Below are 19,569 nucleotides of genomic sequence, written 5' to 3'. Positions count from 1 at the left end.
GACAGAGGTAAAAACCAGTTACACCTTGAACTTCCTCGACACATCCGGCAACTTGCGCGCTTCTATAAAAAAGGAGCAACCGATGTCCGGTTCGATGACCCAGGCGTTCGCGCAAAACTTTCTCGGGCATTCGCCACGCTGGTACAAGGCGACCATCGTTGGCTTCCTGATCCTCAATGCCGTGGTGCTGTTCAGCATCGGCCCCGTGGCGGCTGGCTGGTTGTTGGTGATCGAGTTCATCTTCACCCTTGCCATGGCGCTCAAGTGTTACCCGTTGATGCCCGGCGGCTTGCTGCTGGTTGAAGCGCTGCTGCTGAAGATGACCACGCCGCAGGCGCTCTACGATGAACTGGTGCACAACTTCCCGGTGATCCTGCTGCTGATGTTCATGGTGGCCGGCATCTATTTCATGAAGGACTTGCTGCTGTTTCTGTTTTCGCGGCTGCTGCTGGGTGTGCGTTCAAAAGCGGTGCTGGCGTTGATGTTCTGCTTTCTTTCGGCCTTTCTCTCGGCGTTCCTTGATGCGCTGACGGTAACGGCGGTCATCATCAGCGCCGGTGTAGGCTTCTATTCGGTCTATCACCGCGTCGCGTCGGGCAACGATCCGCGCAAGGACAGTGAAATCGCTGACGACGAGAATCTGCCGAAACTGCACCACGACGATCTTGAGCAATTCCGCGCGTTCCTGCGCAGCCTGTTGATGCACGGCGCAGTCGGTACTGCGCTGGGCGGTGTCTGCACGCTGGTTGGCGAACCGCAGAACCTGTTGATCGGTCATGAGATGGGCTGGCACTTCGGCGAGTTCTTCACCAAGGTTGCGCCGGTTTCGCTGCCGGTGCTGGCTGCGGGTCTGATCACCTGCGTATTGCTGGAGAAGCTGCGCTGGTTTGGCTACGGCACATTGCTGCCGGACAACGTGCGCAACGTATTGGCCGATTACGCCGCCGAAGACAACGCCGAACGCACCCCGCGCCAACGCGCGGCACTGCTGGTGCAAGGCGCTGCGGCGTTGATCCTGATCGCCTGCCTGGCCATGCATGTCGCTGAGGTCGGTCTGATCGGTTTGATGGTGATTGTATTGATCACCGCGTTTACCGGCATCACCGACGAACATCGTCTGGGTAGCGCGTTCAAGGATGCCATGCCGTTCACCGCGTTGCTGGTGGTGTTCTTTGCGGTGGTGGCGGTGATCCACGATCAGCAGCTGTTCGCACCATTGATTCAGTGGGTACTGGCGCTGCCGGTCGAGCAGCAGCCGGGCATGCTGTTCATTGCCAACGGCTTGCTGTCGGCAATCAGCGACAACGTGTTCGTCGCGACGATTTACATCACCGAAGTGAAGCAGGCATTCCTGGCCGGGCACATGAGCCGTGAGCATTTCGAAACGCTGGCCATCGCGATCAACACCGGCACCAACCTGCCGAGCGTGGCGACACCGAACGGTCAGGCGGCGTTTCTGTTCCTGTTGACCTCGGCGATTGCACCGCTGGTGCGTTTGTCGTACGGACGGATGGTGTGGATGGCGGTGCCGTATACCGTGGTGATGGGTGGGCTGGGCTGGTATGCGGTGAGCTACTGGCTCTGACCGATTTTGTGGGGGCCAGACTGCTGGCTCCCCTATCTGATTTCAGACGCAGATCCCTGTAGGAGTGAGCCTGCTCGCGATAGCGGTGTGTCAGACCCGCAAAGGGGGCAGATACTCCGCTATCGCGAGCAGGCTCACTCCTGCATTTGTTTTTGGGTAGGCTCAGCGAGGGAGGATGTACTTCTCAATCGCCTGTGCTACGCCGTCTTCGGTGTTGGCCGCGGTCACCACATCCGCCTGGCGCTTCACCGCCTCCTCCGCCTGGCCCATGGCAATCGACAGGCCTGCACACTTGAACATTGCCGGGTCATTGCCGCCATCGCCGATTGCCGCCGTTTGCTCCAGCGGCACGCCAAGGTATTCGGCAATCGTCGTCAGCGCCGTGCCTTTGTTGGCTTCGAGCGCGGTGACGTCCAGGTATACCGGTTGCGAACGCGACACCTGGGCCATGCCATTGACCTTGGGCAGCAGCTGCGCCTCGAGTTCGATCAACAACTCAGTGTTGTGGCTGGTGGCGACGATCTTGTCGATCCTTTCCAGATACGGCTCAAAACTCTCTACAACCACCGGCGGATAGCCGAGGCCGTGCTGCTCGCGCGGGACCATCGGCCCGTGCGGATCCTTGAGCAACCAGTCGCCGCCACTGAACACCCAGACTTCGACGTCCGGCTGATCGGCGAACAACGCCAGCGCGATCAGCGCCGTGGTGGCCGGCAGGTAATGCGCGGCCAACAGAGTGCCATCCGGCTTGACGATGGTGCCGCCATTGAACGCGGCAGTAGGCAAATCGACGCCAAGGGCTTCGATCTGCTGCAACATGGCTTTCGGCGGCCGGCCGGTGGCAAGGCTGAACAGCACGCCCGCCTCACGCAGCGACCGCACCGCGTCGATGGTGCGCTGGCTCAAAGTGTGATCGGGCAACAACAGCGTGCCGTCCATATCGCTGAGCAGAAAACGGATGGGTTGTTTCGGCACGTCACTCATCCGAGGCCATGCCAGACGCGACCATCGCGAGTCAGCAGATCTTCGGCGGCCTGCGGGCCGTCTTCGCCGGCCGCGTATTGCTGCACGCTGGCATCCTGCTGCCAGGCATCAAGGAACGGTTGCACGGCACGCCAGCCGTTCTCGATGTTGTCAGCGCGCTGGAACAGCGTCTGGTCGCCGGTCAGGCAGTCATAGATGAGGGTTTCGTAGCCGGTCGAGGCCTGCATTTCGAAAAAGTCCTTGTAGGCAAATCCCAGCTCGATGTTGGCCATGTTCAGCGCCGGCCCCGGCCGCTTGGCCAGCAGGTCGAACCACATGCCTTCGTTGGGCTGGATCTGGATGCGCAGGTAGGTCGGCTGCAACTCGTCGACTTCGGTGTCGCGGAACTGCGCATACGGCGCCGGTTTGAAGCAGATGACGATCTCGGTGTCGCGCACGCTCATGCGCTTGCCGGTGCGCAGATAGAACGGCACGCCGACCCAGCGCCAGTTGTCGATCATCACCTTAAGCGCCACGTAGGTTTCCGTGGTGCTGTCCGGCGAGACATTGGCTTCTTCGCGATAGCCGTTCAACGGCTTGCCGTCGATCTCGCCGGCGCTGTACTGGCCGCGCACCGAGTTGGCCCGCGCTTCTTCGATCGACCAGGGACGAATCGCCCCCACCACTTTGGCTTTCTCACCGCGCACGGCATCGGCGCCAAAGGCGGCCGGCGGCTCCATGGCGACCATCGCCAGCAGCTGGAACAGGTGATTGGGCACCATGTCGCGCAGTGCGCCGGTGTGTTCGTAAAAACTGCCACGGGTCTCGACACCGACGGTTTCGGCGGCGGTGATCTGCACGTGGTCGATGTAGTGATTGTTCCAGAACGCTTCGAACAGGCTGTTGGAGAACCGGCTGACCAGAATGTTCTGCACGGTTTCCTTGCCCAGATAGTGGTCGATCCGATAGATCTGCTTCTCGGACATCACCTTGAGCAAACAGGCGTTCAGCGCTTCGGCAGTTTGCAGGTCGGAGCCGAACGGCTTCTCGATCACCACCCTTCTGAATGATTCGGGAGTTTCTTCGAGCAGTTTCGCAGCGCCGAGGCGGCGCACGACTTCGCTGAAGAAACGCGGCGCGGTGGCCAGGTAGAACACCGCATTGCCGGTGCCGCTGTCGGCGATTTTCGCCGCCAGTGCTGAATAGGTGCTGTCGTCCAGAAAGTCGCCCTGGACGTAGCTGATACCTTTGGCGAGCTTGGCCCACAAAGCCGGGTCAAGCATCTGACCGCCCTTGCCGACCTTGGCCGCCGCTTCACTGCGAATGAAGTCTTCGAGCTTTTGCGCGAAGGCTTCATCGGTAATTGCGTTGTGGTCAACGCCGACGATCCGCAGATTGTCGTCAAGCAAGCCGTCGCGACTGAGGTTGTACAGCGCCGGCATCAGCAAGCGCTTGACCAGGTCGCCGTGGGCACCGAACAGAAACAGCGTGGTCGGTGGTGCGGGTTCTGCCTTGGACTTTCTGCGGATCGTTCGGGTCATTTCTTCGCTGTCTCCACATGGCCGCCGAAGCCGAAGCGCTGCGCGGAGAGAATCTTGTCGCCGAAGGTGCCCTGCCCGCGCGAACGGTAACGCGAGAACAGCGAGTTCGACAGCACCGGCACCGGCACCGCTTGCTCCATGGCCGCCTCGATGGTCCATTGGCCTTCGCCGCTGTCGGCCACGGAACCGGAGAAACCGTCGAGTTTCGGGTCGCTGGCCAGCGCATCGGCGGTCAGGTCGAGCAACCAGGACGAGACCACGCTGCCGCGACGCCAGACTTCGGCAATGTCGGCCACGTTCAGATCGAAACGCTGATCTTCCGGCAGGCGTTCGCTGGATTTGGTCTTGAGAATGTCGAAGCCTTCGGCGAACGCGGCCATCATGCCGTACTCGATACCGTTGTGAATCATCTTCACAAAGTGCCCGGCACCGGCAGGGCCGGCATGGATGTAACCGTGCTCGGCGCGGTGGTCATCGGACTTGCGGTCCTTGGTGCGCGGGATGTCCCCCATGCCCGGCGCCAGTGCGGCGAACAACGGGTCGAGGCGCTGCACGGTGTCGGCATCGCCACCGATCATCATGCAATAACCACGCTCCAGGCCCCAGACGCCGCCGGAGGTGCCGACGTCAATGTAATGCAGGCCCTTCTCGGCCAGGGTTTTGGCCCGGCGGATATCATCCTTATAGTTGGTGTTGCCGCCGTCGATGATGGTATCGCCAGCTTCGAGCAGATCGCTCAGGGTGTTGATGGTGTCTTCGGTCGGTGCGCCGGCCGGCAGCATGACCCAGACCGCGCGCGGCTTGGCCAGCCCGGCAACCAGTGCCGGCAGATCGGCGACGCCAGTGGAGCCCTCGGCGACCAGGTTATCGATGAAAGCGGTATTGCGGTCGTAAACAACGGTGGTGTGACCGTTGAGCATCAGACGTCGCGCAATATTGCCGCCCATGCGGCCCAGTCCAATAATCCCGAGTTGCATGTGCTGATGCTCCTTACTACAAATAAATATGTGTCATTGGTTATAGCCCAACGCGACTGATGGAGGTTAGTCCAGAGCGTTGCGATGAAGTTTCCGGGCATTGTGCCCGATCCAGACTGATAACGCCGCAAATCGTGCCGAAGACACACCGACCATGAAAAATAAAAAAGTTCCATAAATGGGCAAAAGAAATCAAAATTGGCGCCGATAGTAAGTCACCACCTCAGATCAGGGGTGGCTTACAGTTGATGCACGCCATTTGCGAGGTGAGCAATGGGCACAGTACACACAGCAATGCCGCCACAAACCCTGTACGTCACAATCCGTCGTGACGAGTTGCGTCAGTTGAAAGACGAACGCGACCAGTTGAAGCAAGAGCTGGCGCAGTTGCGCCTGTTGACCCAGGGCTCGCAGCCGCAACCCTTGCCGGTTGTTCAGCGTCACCCCCACGCCTGATCCCCGCCTGTATCGGGAACAGCAGCCGCTGTTCCCGGCATGATGCCCCTGCCCCTTAGCGGGCTGAACGTGCGTCGAATAACAAACTTTTCACATCGGCTTGGTGATACTGCGCCGCATTCTGGCCGTACCTGCGTGTACGGCCTCCGTTCGTCGGTATCACGGATGTTCCGGCGGTGGTTGTAACCAGAGCTGGAGCGCCGAATGGCATTGTTCAAACGCAGCACAACGACTGCGACAGGTTTTGATTGGGCCGGACTTCTCTGGCTGTTCGTATTCTTCTGGTACTTCTCGGGTATCACCCAACTGCTGATTCAACTGACCGGCACCTCGGGCTTCACCGGGTTCCGTCAGGCCTTCGTCATGAGCGCAATCTGGCTGGCGCCGATGCTGCTGTTCCCCAAGCGCACCAAGTTGCTCGCGGCGATCATCGGTGTGGTGCTGTGGGCCTGCTCGATGGCCAGCCTTGGCTATTTCTTCATCTATGAGCAGGAATTCTCGCAAAGCGTCATCTTCATCATGTTCGAGTCGAACGTGTCCGAAGCCGGCGAATACATGACGCAGTATTTCGCCTGGTGGATGGTCCCGGCGTTCCTTGCGCATACCGCGTTCGCGTACTTCCTGTGGACCCGTCTGCGCCCGGTATACATGCCGCGTGGCCGCGCCTTCGTCGCAGCGATGGCGATCCTGATTGCCGTGATCGGCTACCCGCTGGTCAAGCAGACCTTGCGCATGGGTACCTTTGAACAAGGTTTTGAAAAATTCGAAACCCGCATCGAGCCGGCCGTGCCGTGGCAGATGGTGGTGGCCTATCACCGCTATCAGGAAACCCTCGCCGACATGCAGGGCATGCTGCACAACGTCAGCAAGATCCCACCGTTGAAAAACCTGAAGGATGCCTCGGGCGATCAGCCGCAGACCCTGGTGCTGGTGATCGGCGAATCGACCAACCGCCAGCGCATGAGCCTCTACGGCTATCCGCGCAACACCACGCCGGAACTGGACAAGCTCAAGGATCAATTGGCGGTGTTCGACAACGTCGTCACCCCGCGCCCGTACACGATCGAAGCGCTGCAGCAGGTGCTGACCTTCGCTGACGAACTGCACCCGGATCTGTACCTGTCGACGCCATCGCTGGTCAGCGTGATGAAACAGGCCGGCTACAAGACGTTCTGGATCACCAACCAACAGACCATGACCAAGCGCAACACCATGCTCACGACCTTCTCCGAACAGGCCGACGAGCAGGTGTACCTCAACAACAACCGCAACCAGAACGCCGCGCAATACGACGGCGACGTCATCGAGCCGTTCAACAAGGCCCTGGCCGACGCCGCACCGCGCAAGCTGATCGTCGTACATCTGCTCGGTACGCACATGAGCTACCAGTATCGTTATCCGCCCACCTTCGACAAGTTCAAGGGCCGCGACGGCGTGCCGGCCGGGGTGCGTGACGATCAGGTGCCGACCTACAACAGTTACGACAATGCGGTGCTGTACAACGACTTCGTCGTGTCGAGCCTGATCAAGGATTACGCCAAATCCGATCCGAACGGCTTTCTGCTGTACCTTTCGGACCACGGTGAAGACGTGTTCGACTCGGTTGGTCACAAGACGCTCGGCCGTAACGAAAACAAACCGACCGCGCCGATGTACACCATACCGTTCATGGCCTGGGCCTCGCCAAAGTGGAAGGAAAACCACGACTGGAATTTTGCCGGCGACCTCGACCGCCCTTACAGCAGCTCGCACCTGATCCACACCTGGGCCGACATGGCCGGGTTGAGCTTCGACGAACTCGACCGCAGCAAGAGCCTGGTCAGCGACAGCTTCAAGGAACGGCCGTTGTTGATCGGCGACCCGTACCAGACCGCACAACGGGCGTTGATCGACTTCAGCCTGATGAAGCCGAAAAAGCCCGCAGCGAATGTTGCGCAAGCGACAGAGCAGTAAACCGAAGGGGCCACAGCGGCCCCTTTTTTTAGCCCCCGACACATTTACAAATAACAATATTTCTCGTTTAAGCCTAAATCCCCGCCCCACCCTTCGTCTTTGAACCAACGGAATTTTCCCTTCGAAGACAAGGAGTCGGCTGCGATGCTCGCGCCCATTACCCGTTCTATGACCCTAACGCTCGGCCTCTGCGGCGCGGCGATCAGCCCTGATCTGCTGGCGCAAAACCAGACTGAAGAGCAACCTTCACCGACTGGTTCGGCGCTTGAACTGGCGGCGACCAGCGTCACCGCCCAAGGCCTGGGCACCACCACCGAAAATACCGAGTCCTACACCACCGGTGCGATGAACACCGCGACGCGGTTGAATCTGTCGATCAAGGAAACTCCGCAATCGGTCTCGGTGATCACACGCCAACAAATGGATGATTTCAAACTCGGTACGTTGTCCGAGGCCATGCGCCAGACCACCGGCGTGGTGGTGCAGCACCTGGATTCGGATCGGGTCAGTTATTCGTCGCGCGGCTATGCGATCAATAACTTCCAGATTGACGGGATGCTCAATACCTTCGATCGCATGAAATCTGATTCGGACACGATTATCTACGACCGCATCGAAGTGGTTCGTGGGGCGACGGGGCTGACCACCGGGGCCGGCGATCCATCGGCGACGATCAACATGGTACGCAAGCGTCCGACCGCGCAATGGCAGGCGCTGGCCGGGGTCAGTGGCGGCAGCTACGACAATTACTACAGCTACGTGGATGTCGGCGGGCCGCTGGCGTTCGATGGCCGCTTGCGTGGGCGCAGCGTGCTGGCTTATCGCGACAGCCAGTCGATCAAGGACAAATACGCGCTGCAGCGCGAGGTCGGTTATGGCGTGCTCGAAGCGGACCTGACCGACTCAACCGTGCTCGCGGTGGGTTACGACTATCAGAACAAGCACGTACAGGGTTCGTCCTGGGGCACCGTGCCCTATTGGAATGCCGATGGCAGCAAGGCCGGGCTTGGGCGTTCGACCAACATGGCGACGTCGTGGAGTTCCTGGCCGCTGCAAGACAAAACCGCCTTCGCCACCCTTGATCAGCAACTCGCGGGCGGCTGGCACTTGAAAGCGGCTTACACCCACCGGCAAAGCGATACCGACGGCAAGGTGTACTTCGGCGGTGCGGGTTTTCCTGCGGCCGACCGCAGCGGCATGCTCGCGTATACCTCGCACATGATTGGCACCCAGAAGATGCAGGCTTATGACTTCAACGTGTCAGGCCCCTACTCCTTGTTCGGCCGCGAGCACGAAATGATGTTCGGCTACGGTGAGGCCGAACGGCGTTCGAATTCCCCGTACACCCTCGCTGGCGCACAACCCGGCGACTACGGGACCATTCGTGACTGGAAGTACATGGGCAACATCGGCAAATTCAGCGACACGGTCACAGATCTCACCGGCTCCAAAGACGACACCCGGCAAAAAGCTGGCTACATCGCCACGCGCCTGAGCCTCACCGATGAACTGCATGCCGTGCTGGGCAGCCGCTACGGCAGTTGGCAAGCGTCCAGCACCAGTAACAGCTTTGATGCCAACCGCCAACTGTCCGGGGTCGATTACACAAGCCAGAAACAGAACGATATCTGGACGCCGTACGCCGGACTGCTCTACGACCTGACGCCGCACTACACGGCCTACGTGAGTTACACCGACATCTTCAAACCCCAAGGCAACCGCGATAAGACTCGCCAGTACATCGACCCGGTGGTTGGCAAGAACTACGAGCTGGGTCTCAAGGGCAGTTTGCTCCAGGAGCGCTTGAACGTTTCCACGGCGCTGTTCTGGAGCAAGCAGGACAACGTCGCTGAAGTCGACAACACCGCACCGCCAGATCCGGTCACGCGTGAGCAGTTCTTCAAATCCGGCGGCAAGGGCAACAAGGTCAACGGATTTGAAGCCGAAATCTCCGGCGAAGTGCTGCGCGGCTGGAACATGACCGCCGGTTACACCTATACCCATTCGGTCAACGGCGAGAGTGAGCGCAGCAACACCAATGAGCCGATGAATCTGCTGCGCGTGTCGACGGCGTATCGCCTGCCAGGTGAGTGGCAGGCGCTGACGGTCGGTGGTGCGGTGAATTGGCAGAGCGATGTGTACGGCACCTCGACCCGGCCGGTCGGGAATGGCGAGGAAACAGCTCGGATCAAGCAGAGCGCCTACACGCTGGTCAATTTGATGTCGCGTTACGAGTTTGATCGGCAGCTGTCGGCGTCGCTGAACGTCAACAACCTGTTCGACAAGAAGTATTACGACAACGTCGGTTTCTACAACGGTGTTTATTGGGGAGACCCGCGCACACTGACCGTGAGTCTCGACTGGAAGCTCTGACCCGCTCCCACTGATCGTTCCCACGCTCTGCGTGGGAATGCAGCCCGGGACGCTCCGCGTTCCTTCGGGGAGCTGGAACGCGGAGCATCCCTTGAGGCATTCCCACGCCGGAGCGTGGGAACGATCATGCTCTGGCGCGGTGTGCATCCAGCGCTCTGCAACATGCTGCAAAACTCACCCTGCGCGGGCGTTAACCCCGCGTTAATTCGCACGGCAGAGACTCCTTTCGAGTTTTGCTTCATGGATGAAACGGCTCCCACTTGTTCAGTAGGAGGCACCATGAAAATCTCTACCCTCATCCTTGCCGGGCTGTTTGCCCTGGGTTCTGCCAGCGTCTTCGCCGAAGGCGGCGCTGAGCGCATGCGCTATTACTACGACAATTTCCCGGTTCACCAGAGCCAGAGCGCGCAACAGAGCGACGCCAATGCGAAAGAACTTCGCGTTCCCGCCGACCAGACCGCGCAAGTGACCGAGTCGTACCGCGACCGGGATTGACCGAGCAACCGATGGACCTTCCGTGGCTCCGCTCTGGCCCGGGAGATGACAGTTGAGGCGCCCTTTTGGGGCGCCTTTTTTTTGGTTGGGTGGTTGCTTGTTCGGCTTGGGATTTGTGGTGAATTCGCCCCTCACCCCAGCCCTCTCCCGAGGGAGAGGGAGCCGATCTTCACGATCTTAAGAACCTGAGTTCGGCTCGGTACTTGATGTCGACGTAGCTCTTGCGATCAACTCGATCAGTCCCCTCTCCCTCCGGGAGAGGGTTAGGGTGAGGGGCTTTTCAGGCCTGCAAATTCTTGATCCAGAACAGCATCCGCCCGTGATCCGGATCAAACATGCCCGGCGCGAAGCCGAACTTGCGGTACGACTGCTGCGCAATGGCATTGCCTTCCAGCACTTCCAGAGTGATTTTGCAGCAGCCGCGCTGGCGGGAAATTTCTTCGACTTTCTGCAACATTTTCTGGCTCAGGCCCAAGCCGCGAAACTGGCTCATGACCGCCACGTCGTGAACATTGACCAGTGGCTTGCAGGTGAAGGTCGAGAAGCCTTCGAAGCAGTTGACCAGCCCCGCCGGTTCGCCGCCGACGAAGGCCAGTACGCTGAACGCGTGCGGGCGGCGGGCGAGTTCTTCGGGCAATCGGCGCAGCAGGTCCGGATCGAGCGAGTGGCCACCGCCCATCGGGTCTTCTGCATAGTGATTGAGCACAATGCCGATGGCTTCGGCGTGCGTTGGGTTGGTGTAGCTGGCCTGAAGTACCAGAATTTCTGCGGAATCCATTTCCATCCCCGAACAGACAAAAGCCCCGGTGCGCAAGGTACGCACTGATAGGCTGCCTGACCTTAACGCGGCCACATACCGCTGAGCAACCGGCAAATCGGCAAGATCAGGTGTGGCCCCAGATCAATTCCTCGGTCCAGCCAAGCTCGGCAAAATCTGCGGCGCGCAAAGCGCTTTCGCCGACGCAGAAAAACTCGTCCAGTTGCGGCGGTTTCACCACGGTATCACTGAGCATCGCGTGCACCTGACCGCGGTGATGGATTTGATGTTCGAACAGGTGCGACAGCATGCGCAGGCGACTGTCGTGCTGGGGTGTGTCGCGGGCAATGGTGACGATTCGGTTTAGATCGCCATCGCGCAGCTGCTCGCAGTAGGCGATCAATCGACGGTCGACGTGAGCCTGTTCTTCACGCAGTTGAACGGCGTCAGTAAACGGCTCGTCTGCATTGAAAAATACATAGCAGTCAGGATGCGGTTCAGCCCCGCGCAGTTCGCGCTCCAGCGCATCGACGTAAAACCAGTCGCACGTCAAGATGTGGTTCAGCGTCAAGCGAATGCTCGGGAAAAAGCTTACTCGCGGCGCCGCAAGATCCGCCGCGCTGAGCTGGCCCCAGGCCTTGGCCAGTCGATGATTGGCCCAGGCATTCTGATAAGCCAGGGTCAGCAAATGATGGGATAACGGTTGACTCATCTCGGCACCCTTTTCGCTCAAGCGTTGGCAAAGCGCTGCAATTGCATCTCCTGCAAGCGACTGAGGGTGCGGCGGAACGGGAATTCCAGATAACCCTCGGTATACAGCGCGGCCATCGGCACTTCGGCCTCAACGTACAACGGCACCTTGCGGTCGTAGCACTCATCGACCAGCGCGATGAACCGCCGCACACCATCGTCATGTACCGACAACTGCGGCAGTTCGCGATCGCCCGCGACCACGCGTTCGGCGCCATCCTCGGTGCCACGGGCAATGCGCCCTTCGCGTTTGCTTGCACTGAGATTTGGCACCTCGCTCAACAGAATAGCCCGATAGCGGTCGCACAATGCGATGAAGTCCATGGCGGCGAACGGTTGCTCGCACAGATCGGCGTAACGGCACCACAGCACGTGTTCGGATGCCTGTACGACAGTGAGCTGGCGGTGTCCGACCGGGACCGGTTCGACACTGACCGGTTGCCCCTCGGCCAATCCATTGAACACATCCGCCAATGGACCTGGCGAATGACGGCTGGCAACAAAATACCGCTGCTCCACAGTACCCGGATGCAATCGGTGATCTTCAGCGCCATTCACCGCAATCACCTGCATATGCGCCTTGATCGCGGCAATCGCCGGGACGAAACGGTCGCGATTGAAGCCGTCGGCGTACAACTCGTCCGGCGGCAGGTTGGAGGTGCAGACGATCACCACACCTTCGTCGAACATCACCTGAAACAACCGCCCGAGAATGATCGCGTCGCCGATGTCGTTGACGAACAACTCATCGAAGCACAGCACTTTCACCTCAGCCGCCAGCTCTTTGGCCAGCGCGCGCAACGGATCGGCAATCCCGGTCAACTGAAACGAGCGCTGATGCACCCAGCTCATGAAATGATGGAAATGCTGCCGGCGCGCCGGCACTCGCAGGCTCTGGTGGAACTGGTCCATGAGCCAGGTCTTGCCGCGCCCGACCGGCCCCCAGAGGTAAACGCCGGTGACCGAACGAGCGCCGGCGTGCAGCGCTTCGTGGCATTTTTGCAAAGCCCAGACCGCGTGTTCCTGGGCTTCATCCTGAACGAAGCCGTTGTGCTGAACGGCGTGTTGCCAGGCGCTTGAGGGGGAGTCGAAAGTCATGCGCGGCAGTATGCCACGATGGCTACAGGGAAATATCCAGCCGGGCAATTTTCCCCTGTTCATTCAACCGAAACGTATAGCGCAACTGGGCCGGACTGCCGGGGAATGTCCCGGAAATCAGTCCGTGGACCAGCACCTTGCCGGTGCGCTGTTGCACGTCCAGCACTTCAACGCGCGGCTGATAGCGTTGCCCGGTGTCGTGCATCCATTGCGCGATGGCTTGAGAACCGACCTGATGCTGGCCTTCGTCGAACACGTTGGCATCCTCGGCGAAAAAACTGGTCACCCGCGACGTGTCGCGGGCGTTTGCCGCATCGATATACGCAGCGATCGCCGGGGCCAGTGCAGAGACGGGATGGGACATGGTTGCAGCTCCTTGTTGTCTGATTCTGCGACCATTTTAAAACAGCGTCATGTCAGTTTTTGTCAGGAGTGAAACGGCCGTCTTCGTCCAGTTGCATCTGCTTGCGCCAAGTGCGCAACAGGTCGCTGCGCCGCCCCGGGTAAGCCTCGCCCTGCAGATTCGCAGCGCTGATGCGGTCGGTTCGAAACGTCCGATAGGCACTGCGTAATTCACACCAGGCGACGATGATCCGCACTTCATTGAGAAAACCCAGTGCCAAGGGCCAGATCAGCCGCTGACTCGGCACCTGTTGCGCGTCGGCGTAATCGATGTGAAGTTTGGCCTGGTCACGAATGGCATGACGAAACACGTTCAGCGGCACGGCGTTCTGCGGGAAACCGTAGCCCGGCGGCCCCGGCAGCACGGTGGGATTGCGCAATGCTTCCTGAGCTTGCGGATCGAGCACCGCGGCAATCTTGGCCAAGGCATCCGCCGCCGCTTTGCTCAATATTTCATCGCCGCGCTGATCCACGTAGCGCAAACCGAGAACGATGGCTTCGGTTTCTTCGGCGTTAAGCATCAGCGGTGGCAAAAACAGACCGTTGCGCAGCACATAGCCGATACCCGCCTCGCCCTGAATCGGCGCGCCCAGGGCGCTCAGCTCGGCGATGTCGCGATACAGCGTGCGCTCGGAGACTTGCAACTCGGCGGCCAGGGTGGCGGCAGTCACCGGGCGTTTCTTGCCGCGCAGCACTTGCAGCAGGGTCAACAGTCGGGTGGTACGCGACACGATGGGCGGGCTCTGGTCGGAAAGACGTGGGAGATTAGCAGAGGTTGATGTCAGAAATGGCAGGAGCTTGAGGAGGCAACTGGCGTTTCCATGCTCCGGCGTGGGAATGACGCTCCGTGTTCGGCTTTGGATGGGACGCGGAGCGTCCCGGGCTGCATTCCCACGCAGGAGCGTGGGAGCGATCAGTGAGGGCCGCGCGTTCGCATGAATCGATTTAGCCGGCAGCGCCCTTAAAAGCTGACCTTTCGGGCAGTTATTGCTCGTTGCCCTCGCCGCCCGCTTGCGGCATCCTGCGCCTCCATTTTCTGACCCGGCCCCGCCTCGCAGCGCGCAAAACACCATGACCGCCTCTGAAAACGCCCCGCGCAACAATGACCTGATCTACGGCCTCAACGACCGCCCACACCTGACTGCCACCGTGTTCGCCGCGCTGCAACACGTACTGGCCAGCTTCGTCGGGATCATCACACCGACCCTGATCATGGGCGGCGCCCTCGGCCTGCAAAGTGAAATCCCTTACCTGATCAGCATGGCGCTGTTCGTCTCAGGTCTCGGTACGTTCGTGCAGGCCAAGCGCTTCGGCCCGGTCGGTTCTGGTTTGCTGTGCCTGCAAGGCACCAGTTTTTCCTTTATCAGCGTGATTCTCAGCGCCGGGTTCATGGTCAAGGCGCGCGGCGGCGGCACCGATGAAATCCTCTCGACGATCTTCGGTGTGTGCTTTTTCGCCGCGTTCATTGAGGTGGTGCTGAGCCAGTTCATCGGCAAATTGCGCATGCTGATCACCCCGGTGGTCACCGGCACGATCATCACGCTGATGGGCCTGTCGCTGATCAAAGTGGCAATGACCGACATTGCCGGCGGCTTTGGCGCGGCGGACCTTGGCGCGGCCAGCCATGTATTCCTGGCGGCGCTGGTGATCGGCACCATCGTCGTGCTGAACCGGGTCGACGTGCCGTTCCTGCGCCTGGGCGCGATCGTCATCGGCCTGACTCTCGGCTATGTCGTTGCGTGGCTGATGGGCACGGTGGATTTCGCCATGATGCCCGCCGTGCCGCTGGTCAGCGTGCCGGTGCCGTTCAAATATGGCTTCAATTTCGACTGGGTGGCGTTCGTGCCGGTGGCGGTGATTTTCCTCGTTTCGCCACTGGAAGCGGCCGGCGACCTGACCGCCAACTCGATGATTTCGCGGCAGCCGGTCAAAGGTCCGCTGTACATTCGCCGGATCAAATCCGGCCTGCTCGCTGACGGTCTCAATTCGGCGATGGCTGCGGTGTTCAACAGCATGCCGATGGTCACGTTCGCGCAGAACAACGGGGTGATTCAGCTCACCGGCGTGGCCAGCCGCTATGTCGCTTTCTTCATTGCCGGGTTGCTGGTGATCCTCGGGCTGTTCCCGATGATCGGCGCGGTGCTGCAATTGATGCCGAAACCGGTGCTCGGCGGCGCCGAACTGGTGATGTTCGGCACCGTCGCCGTTGCCGGGATCAAGATCCTCGCGGAAGCCGGCCTGCATCGACGCAATATGCTGATCGTGGCAATCTCGCTGGGCATGGGCCTGGGCATTGCGGCGGTGCCGGAAGTGCTGCGCGAACTGCCGCAGGCATTGCGCAACATCTTCGAATCGCCAATCACCGTCGGCGCCCTGTGCGCGATTGCGCTGAATATCTTCCTGCCGGAAGAATTCATCGAGCTGGAAGAAGACGACTTCGATCCGGAAGCTTCTATTCTTCAGGTCATGGAAAACCCGGACATGCCGGCCAAGGCTGAACCTGGCCCAGCGGTGGCTGTCGCACAAGAGAACCGCTGACGTCCAGCCTTTGAAAAAAGGCTGAACCGACACGCCGGTCCAGCCCTTTTTTCGAGAGACCGTTTATGCGCCGCCTCCATGCCCTGATTCTGTCGCTGCTGCTGTTATCCCTGAGCGCCTGTGCGCTGTTCCCCAATCGAGATCCGGTCAACATTAATGTGGTCGGCCTCGAACCGTTGCCGAGTCAGGATCTGGAAGTACGCTTCGCGATCAAACTGCGCGTGCAAAATCCCAACGAAACCGCGATCGACTACAACGGCATCGCCCTCGACCTGGAGGTCAACGGCCATTCACTGGCCTCCGGCGTGAGCGATCAAAGCGGCTCGATCCCGCGCTTTTCCGAAACCATCGTAAGCGTACCGGTGAGCATTTCCGCGTTCTCGGTCCTGCGCCAGACCCTGGGGCTGAGCCAGACACAAACCCTCGACAACCTGCCCTATGTCCTGCGCGGCAAACTCGCGGGAGGGCTGTTCGGCACTATGCGTTTCGTGGACAGCGGCACGTTGAGTTTGCCCAAGGCGAGTGCCGCAACGTGGTAACGAACGCTCCCACAGGTTTGCAAGACAGGGCTATGCAGTGAAACGCACTCCGGGCTTGGCGCGTTCGTCGACGGATAACTCGAATACGTCCGGCCGCGCGTAGTGGCCGACCACGTCGTAGTCGTAACGTGCGCGCGCCAGTTCGTCGGTGTTGATTTCTGCAGTGAGCAGCCCGGCTTCGCCGCGTAACGGACCTGCCAGCACGTCACCCATTGGGCCGACAATCACGCTACCTCCGGCAATCAGCGGCCGGTCCGCCGGCCAGTTGGCGATGTCCACGCCCAGTTCGTTCGGCGAGGCCTGAACCTGGCAGGCGCTGATCACAAAGCAACGGCCTTCATGGGCGATGTGGCGCATGCTCACTTGCCACATGTCGCGCTCGTCGACCGTCGGCGCGCACCAGACCTCGACACCTTTGGCGTACATGGCCGTGCGCAGCAGCGGCATCATGTTTTCCCAGCACACTACCGCGCCAAGCTTGCCGACCTGGGTGTCGAACACCGGCAAGGTCGAGCCGTCGCCCTTGCCCCAGATCAACCGTTCGGTGCCGGTCGGCATCAGTTTGCGGTGCTTGCCGACCAGTCCGGCCTGCGGGTCGAAGTACAGCGCGGTGCAATACAGGGTGCTGCCGGCGCGCTCGATCACGCCGATTACCAGATTGGCCCCGGTGCGCGCGGACAGCCCGGCGAGCGCATCGGTTTCTGCGCCCGGTACGTCAATCGCATTGGCGAAGTAGCGGGCATAGGCTTCACGGCCTTCGGGCAGGCGATAGCCCAGTTGCGTGCCGAAGCCTTCGCCTTTCGGATATCCGCCGAGCAACGCTTCGGGCATGACCACCAGCGCCGCGCCGGATTCGCTGATCGTGGTTTCCCAGCTCAGAAGCTGCTCAAGGGTGGCTTGTTTGCCGGCGGGCAACGCGCCGATTTGCAGCGCAGCGACAATGGATTTGGGCATCGCAGTAACTCCGTCAGGTTCAGTGGTTGCCGATTCTGCGGCGCCACGCGATCATGAATAAAGCCCCGATCACTGCTGATTGATATGAACACAATGAATATCGCTAATGTCGACCTCAACCTGCTGAAAGTCTTCGAAGCACTGCACGAAGAATCCAGCGCCAGCCGCGCCGCCCTGCGTCTGGGCGTCACCCAATCGGCGGTCAGCGCAGCACTGCGCCGCTTACGTGAGGTGTACGGCGATCAACTGTTCGTGCGCACCGGGCGCGGCCTCGCCCCGACGCTCAAGGCCAATCAATTGAAACCTGTGGTCAGCGACGCCCTGAATAAATGCCGACAAAGCCTGGCGATGGTCGATCCGGCGGCCAATCAATACGATGGCCGTTCGGTGACTATCGGGCTTTCTGATGATTTCGAGATTGCCTACGGTCGCCGCCTGATCGAAGAGATTGCCCGCAGCCTGCCGCAGTTACGCGTGATTTTCCGCCAGACCCACAGCCAGATCGTCGCTCGTGCGCTGATGGAGCGCAGCATCGATCTGGCGATCACTGCGGGTGGCTTCGCCGAGCGTTTGCTCAGCCGACAGGTCTTGGGCGAAGGCGGTTATGCGTGTCTGGTCGACCCATCAAGCCTCGCGCCCGGTCAGGCGCAGATCGGGCTGGAAGAGTTTGTCGCCCGCGAACACATTCTGGTGTCGTCCGGCGGTTTTATCGGCATTACCGATGAGGGTTTGGCGGCGCTGGGCTTGAGTCGTCGGGTCTGCGCGTCAACCACGCATTTCGCCGCGCTGCCCTGGTTGCTCAAGGGCAGCCGTGCGGTGGCGACGATTCCGGCGCATGCCGCTGAAAGTATCGCAGCGCTTAGCGGCCTGGCGTTACTGCCCTGCCCGCTGCCATTGCCGCGTTACCCGATCGAACTAGGCTGGCGTACCAGCACGCAGATCGATCCGCTGGTGGTCAAGGTTCGCGAGGTGATTGCCGCAACCTTCGACTGACGTTACTTGTTCGCGGCCATCAGGCGATTGACTTCACTGCGCACCATGTTGGCGAATTCGGGCGGCGACATGCCGTCCAGTTCCGCGCGGACCCACTCGGCCCATTTGCCCTTGCGCTTGGCGCGCTCGCCGAACAACCGCGCGGCTTCGCCTTTGGCTTTGCCCAGATTGTTCTGCCAGAGTTCGAACAGACGGGATTTCTCATCTTCCAGCGCAGCGCGCTCTGCGAGTGATTTGTCGGCCAGATTGAAACTCATGGGGATTTATCCTGCTGCGTAAAATGGCAACATCTTACACGCTCGGCCGAAATCTCTGGCGCAGGTTTTTCTTTTGGCGAGCGTAGCGTGCAACTTTTTACGTTGCGCCATACTCCATTGCTCACTGTCCATTCATCTGCAAGGAGTCACCCATGGCCCGCAAATCTGCTGCGCAAGCCGCTGAAGAGCAAATCAAGGATCAGGCGTTCAGCGAACTTCAGGCGCTGATTGAAGAATCGGACAAGCTGCTCAAGAGCAGTGCATCGCTGGTGGGCGAGGAAGCGGAGACGCTGCGTGGTCAAATCGCTCTTAAATTGCAGCAGGCGCTGGATTCGGTGTCGAGTGTGCGGGATCGGACCAAGCCGGCGGTCGAGGCGACCGAGACTTATATTGGTGGTCATCCCTGGCAGACGGTGGCGATTTCGGCGGGGTTCGGGTTGGTGGTCGGGTTGTTGCTGGGTCGACGTTGAGGTTTTTTGATTTGGGAAAAAGCGGACCTTTGGGTTCGCTTTTTTTTGGGTTTGGTTTTTGACTTGGCGGCCTCTGGGCCGACCAGGCTCTTGGGGTTTTTGGGTGTATATCCGTTTTTTTGGGTGTGGCGGCTGGCGGTTCCGCTCTTACAGCGGGTCACTTTTGCAGACGCCCAAAAGTAACCAAAACGCTGGGCCCCTGCGTTCGGCCCTCGCAGGCTCGGGTTCCTTCGCTCCGGGACCGATCCGGGCGCAGCGGCTACGGTTTGCTTCGCTGCACCTCCTTCCGCTGTGTACGACTGCGTCGTACGGTCGCTGCGCTCCCACGCCCGGATCGATCCCTCCACTCAGCCTGCCGATGGGGCCGGTTAGGCAAGATCAAGGGCACTCGAGCTGCGCTCATTGTAAGGAGTGGTTGGAAGCGGGGCGTTTGGCTTTGGATTTGTGGTGTGGCTGCCCCTCACCCCA

Annotated in this window: 19 protein-coding genes; 9 read left to right on the top strand and 10 right to left on the bottom strand. The window is 60.3% G+C overall.

Annotated features, from left to right (window positions below; genetic code table 11):
• The first annotated feature begins 82 nt into the window (after nucleotides 1-82).
• Nucleotides 83-1,585: a sodium/proton antiporter NhaB gene (gene nhaB / locus M0746_RS11305; protein WP_208937418.1), complete on the top strand. Its 1,503-nt coding sequence runs from the start codon at nucleotides 83-85 to the stop codon at nucleotides 1,583-1,585.
• 162 nt (nucleotides 1,586-1,747) lie between these two features.
• On the opposite strand, the gene M0746_RS11300 is transcribed toward nhaB, so the two are convergent.
• From M0746_RS11300 to gnd, 3 genes are read right to left on the bottom strand one after another with little or no spacing between them, the layout of a single operon-like run.
• Nucleotides 1,748-2,569, bottom strand: coding sequence for an HAD family hydrolase (locus M0746_RS11300; RefSeq protein ID WP_258449229.1), 822 nt, complete (start codon nucleotides 2,567-2,569; stop codon nucleotides 1,748-1,750).
• Nucleotides 2,566-4,089: a glucose-6-phosphate dehydrogenase gene (gene zwf, locus M0746_RS11295; protein ID WP_258449228.1), complete on the bottom strand. Its 1,524-nt coding sequence runs from the start codon at nucleotides 4,087-4,089 to the stop codon at nucleotides 2,566-2,568. The genes M0746_RS11300 and zwf overlap by 4 nt, the downstream gene beginning before the upstream one ends.
• Nucleotides 4,086-5,066, bottom strand: coding sequence for a phosphogluconate dehydrogenase (NAD(+)-dependent, decarboxylating) (gene gnd / locus M0746_RS11290; protein WP_258449227.1), 981 nt, complete (start codon nucleotides 5,064-5,066; stop codon nucleotides 4,086-4,088). Before gnd ends, zwf begins: the two co-directional genes overlap by 4 nt.
• A 273-nt stretch (nucleotides 5,067-5,339) precedes the next feature.
• Between gnd and M0746_RS11285 the strand changes: the two genes are divergently transcribed.
• The 4 genes from M0746_RS11285 (at nucleotide 5,340) to M0746_RS11270 (ending at nucleotide 10,343) form a co-directional block, all read left to right on the top strand.
• On the top strand, nucleotides 5,340-5,522 hold the full coding sequence (locus M0746_RS11285; RefSeq protein ID WP_203418187.1) for a DUF6026 family protein: 183 nt from the start codon (nucleotides 5,340-5,342) through the stop codon (nucleotides 5,520-5,522).
• Nucleotides 5,523-5,726: 204 nt separating this feature from the next.
• Nucleotides 5,727-7,475, top strand: coding sequence for a phosphoethanolamine transferase CptA (locus M0746_RS11280; RefSeq protein WP_258449226.1), 1,749 nt, complete (start codon nucleotides 5,727-5,729; stop codon nucleotides 7,473-7,475).
• Nucleotides 7,476-7,619: 144 nt separating this feature from the next.
• Complete coding sequence (locus M0746_RS11275; RefSeq protein WP_258449225.1) at nucleotides 7,620-9,848, top strand: TonB-dependent siderophore receptor; 2,229 nt, start codon at nucleotides 7,620-7,622, stop codon at nucleotides 9,846-9,848.
• A gap of 279 nt (nucleotides 9,849-10,127) precedes the next feature.
• Nucleotides 10,128-10,343 (top strand): hypothetical protein, encoded by a 216-nt coding sequence (locus M0746_RS11270; RefSeq protein ID WP_258449224.1) that lies wholly within the window; start codon nucleotides 10,128-10,130, stop codon nucleotides 10,341-10,343.
• A gap of 280 nt (nucleotides 10,344-10,623) precedes the next feature.
• Here M0746_RS11270 and M0746_RS11265 read toward each other — a convergent pair whose 3' ends face one another.
• The 5 genes from M0746_RS11265 to M0746_RS11245 all read right to left on the bottom strand — a co-directional run bounded on the left by M0746_RS11265 (nucleotide 10,624) and on the right by M0746_RS11245 (nucleotide 14,081).
• Nucleotides 10,624-11,121, bottom strand: a complete 498-nt coding sequence (locus tag M0746_RS11265; protein ID WP_258449223.1) for a GNAT family N-acetyltransferase — start codon at nucleotides 11,119-11,121, stop codon at nucleotides 10,624-10,626.
• Between the two features lie 106 nt (nucleotides 11,122-11,227).
• Nucleotides 11,228-11,812 (bottom strand): DinB family protein, encoded by a 585-nt coding sequence (locus tag M0746_RS11260; RefSeq protein ID WP_258449222.1) that lies wholly within the window; start codon nucleotides 11,810-11,812, stop codon nucleotides 11,228-11,230.
• Nucleotides 11,813-11,829: 17 nt separating this feature from the next.
• Entirely contained in the window at nucleotides 11,830-12,948 is a 1,119-nt protein-coding gene (gene zapE / locus M0746_RS11255; protein ID WP_258449221.1) for a cell division protein ZapE, read from the bottom strand.
• Between the two features lie 22 nt (nucleotides 12,949-12,970).
• Nucleotides 12,971-13,312, bottom strand: a complete 342-nt coding sequence (locus tag M0746_RS11250; RefSeq protein ID WP_208937408.1) for a nuclear transport factor 2 family protein — start codon at nucleotides 13,310-13,312, stop codon at nucleotides 12,971-12,973.
• A 52-nt stretch (nucleotides 13,313-13,364) separates the two neighbouring features.
• Nucleotides 13,365-14,081 carry a helix-turn-helix transcriptional regulator gene (locus tag M0746_RS11245; RefSeq protein ID WP_258449220.1) on the bottom strand — a complete coding sequence of 239 codons (717 nt, stop codon included), beginning with the start codon at nucleotides 14,079-14,081 and terminating at the stop codon, nucleotides 13,365-13,367.
• A 340-nt stretch (nucleotides 14,082-14,421) separates the two neighbouring features.
• Here M0746_RS11245 and M0746_RS11240 point away from each other — a divergent pair, with 340 nt between their 5' ends.
• Both M0746_RS11240 and M0746_RS11235 read left to right on the top strand, forming a co-directional pair.
• Nucleotides 14,422-15,888 (top strand): nucleobase:cation symporter-2 family protein, encoded by a 1,467-nt coding sequence (locus M0746_RS11240; protein WP_258449219.1) that lies wholly within the window; start codon nucleotides 14,422-14,424, stop codon nucleotides 15,886-15,888.
• Between the two features lie 65 nt (nucleotides 15,889-15,953).
• Entirely contained in the window at nucleotides 15,954-16,427 is a 474-nt protein-coding gene (locus M0746_RS11235; protein WP_208937405.1) for an LEA type 2 family protein, read from the top strand.
• Nucleotides 16,428-16,457: 30 nt separating this feature from the next.
• Here the strand turns inward: M0746_RS11235 and M0746_RS11230 are convergent, their stop codons facing one another.
• On the bottom strand, nucleotides 16,458-17,381 hold the full coding sequence (locus M0746_RS11230) for a carbon-nitrogen hydrolase family protein (RefSeq protein WP_258449218.1): 924 nt from the start codon (nucleotides 17,379-17,381) through the stop codon (nucleotides 16,458-16,460).
• 84 nt (nucleotides 17,382-17,465) lie between these two features.
• Between M0746_RS11230 and M0746_RS11225 the strand changes: the two genes are divergently transcribed.
• On the top strand, nucleotides 17,466-18,374 hold the full coding sequence (locus M0746_RS11225; protein ID WP_258449217.1) for a LysR family transcriptional regulator: 909 nt from the start codon (nucleotides 17,466-17,468) through the stop codon (nucleotides 18,372-18,374).
• Between the two features lie 2 nt (nucleotides 18,375-18,376).
• Here the strand turns inward: M0746_RS11225 and M0746_RS11220 are convergent, their stop codons facing one another.
• Nucleotides 18,377-18,631 carry a hypothetical protein gene (locus tag M0746_RS11220; RefSeq protein WP_038363082.1) on the bottom strand — a complete coding sequence of 85 codons (255 nt, stop codon included), beginning with the start codon at nucleotides 18,629-18,631 and terminating at the stop codon, nucleotides 18,377-18,379.
• A gap of 152 nt (nucleotides 18,632-18,783) precedes the next feature.
• On the opposite strand from M0746_RS11220, the gene M0746_RS11215 reads away from it, so the two are divergent.
• A complete protein-coding gene (locus M0746_RS11215; protein ID WP_208937402.1) occupies nucleotides 18,784-19,101 on the top strand; it encodes a DUF883 family protein in 318 nt (105 codons plus the stop codon).
• The last annotated feature ends 468 nt before the right edge of the window (nucleotides 19,102-19,569 follow it).

Origin of the sequence: Pseudomonas sp. S11P7, from assembly GCF_023195435.1 — a bacterium.
Classification (GTDB): Bacteria; Pseudomonadota; Gammaproteobacteria; order Pseudomonadales; family Pseudomonadaceae; genus Aquipseudomonas; species Aquipseudomonas fluorescens_G.
The sequence above is the reverse complement of the archived record's forward strand: the minus strand, read 5'-3'. Positions and strand labels throughout refer to the sequence as shown.

Excerpts from the sequence above, each read along its gene's own strand:
- M0746_RS11265 (WP_258449223.1), bottom strand. The coding sequence starts at position 11,121 with ATGGATTCCGCAGAAATTCTGGTACTTCAGGCCAGCTACACCAACCCA.
- M0746_RS11220 (WP_038363082.1), bottom strand. The coding sequence starts at position 18,631 with ATGAGTTTCAATCTGGCCGACAAATCACTCGCAGAGCGCGCTGCGCTG.
- zapE (WP_258449221.1), bottom strand. The coding sequence starts at position 12,948 with ATGACTTTCGACTCCCCCTCAAGCGCCTGGCAACACGCCGTTCAGCAC.
- M0746_RS11215 (WP_208937402.1), top strand. The coding sequence starts at position 18,784 with ATGGCCCGCAAATCTGCTGCGCAAGCCGCTGAAGAGCAAATCAAGGAT.
- M0746_RS11235 (WP_208937405.1), top strand. The coding sequence starts at position 15,954 with ATGCGCCGCCTCCATGCCCTGATTCTGTCGCTGCTGCTGTTATCCCTG.
- M0746_RS11280 (WP_258449226.1), top strand. The coding sequence starts at position 5,727 with ATGGCATTGTTCAAACGCAGCACAACGACTGCGACAGGTTTTGATTGG.
- M0746_RS11300 (WP_258449229.1), bottom strand. The coding sequence starts at position 2,569 with ATGAGTGACGTGCCGAAACAACCCATCCGTTTTCTGCTCAGCGATATG.
- M0746_RS11285 (WP_203418187.1), top strand. The coding sequence starts at position 5,340 with ATGGGCACAGTACACACAGCAATGCCGCCACAAACCCTGTACGTCACA.
- M0746_RS11250 (WP_208937408.1), bottom strand. The coding sequence starts at position 13,312 with ATGTCCCATCCCGTCTCTGCACTGGCCCCGGCGATCGCTGCGTATATC.
- M0746_RS11270 (WP_258449224.1), top strand. The coding sequence starts at position 10,128 with ATGAAAATCTCTACCCTCATCCTTGCCGGGCTGTTTGCCCTGGGTTCT.
- M0746_RS11260 (WP_258449222.1), bottom strand. The coding sequence starts at position 11,812 with ATGAGTCAACCGTTATCCCATCATTTGCTGACCCTGGCTTATCAGAAT.
- gnd (WP_258449227.1), bottom strand. The coding sequence starts at position 5,066 with ATGCAACTCGGGATTATTGGACTGGGCCGCATGGGCGGCAATATTGCG.
- M0746_RS11225 (WP_258449217.1), top strand. The coding sequence starts at position 17,466 with ATGAACACAATGAATATCGCTAATGTCGACCTCAACCTGCTGAAAGTC.
- M0746_RS11240 (WP_258449219.1), top strand. The coding sequence starts at position 14,422 with ATGACCGCCTCTGAAAACGCCCCGCGCAACAATGACCTGATCTACGGC.
- M0746_RS11230 (WP_258449218.1), bottom strand. The coding sequence starts at position 17,381 with ATGCCCAAATCCATTGTCGCTGCGCTGCAAATCGGCGCGTTGCCCGCC.
- M0746_RS11275 (WP_258449225.1), top strand. The coding sequence starts at position 7,620 with ATGCTCGCGCCCATTACCCGTTCTATGACCCTAACGCTCGGCCTCTGC.
- nhaB (WP_208937418.1), top strand. The coding sequence starts at position 83 with ATGTCCGGTTCGATGACCCAGGCGTTCGCGCAAAACTTTCTCGGGCAT.
- zwf (WP_258449228.1), bottom strand. The coding sequence starts at position 4,089 with ATGACCCGAACGATCCGCAGAAAGTCCAAGGCAGAACCCGCACCACCG.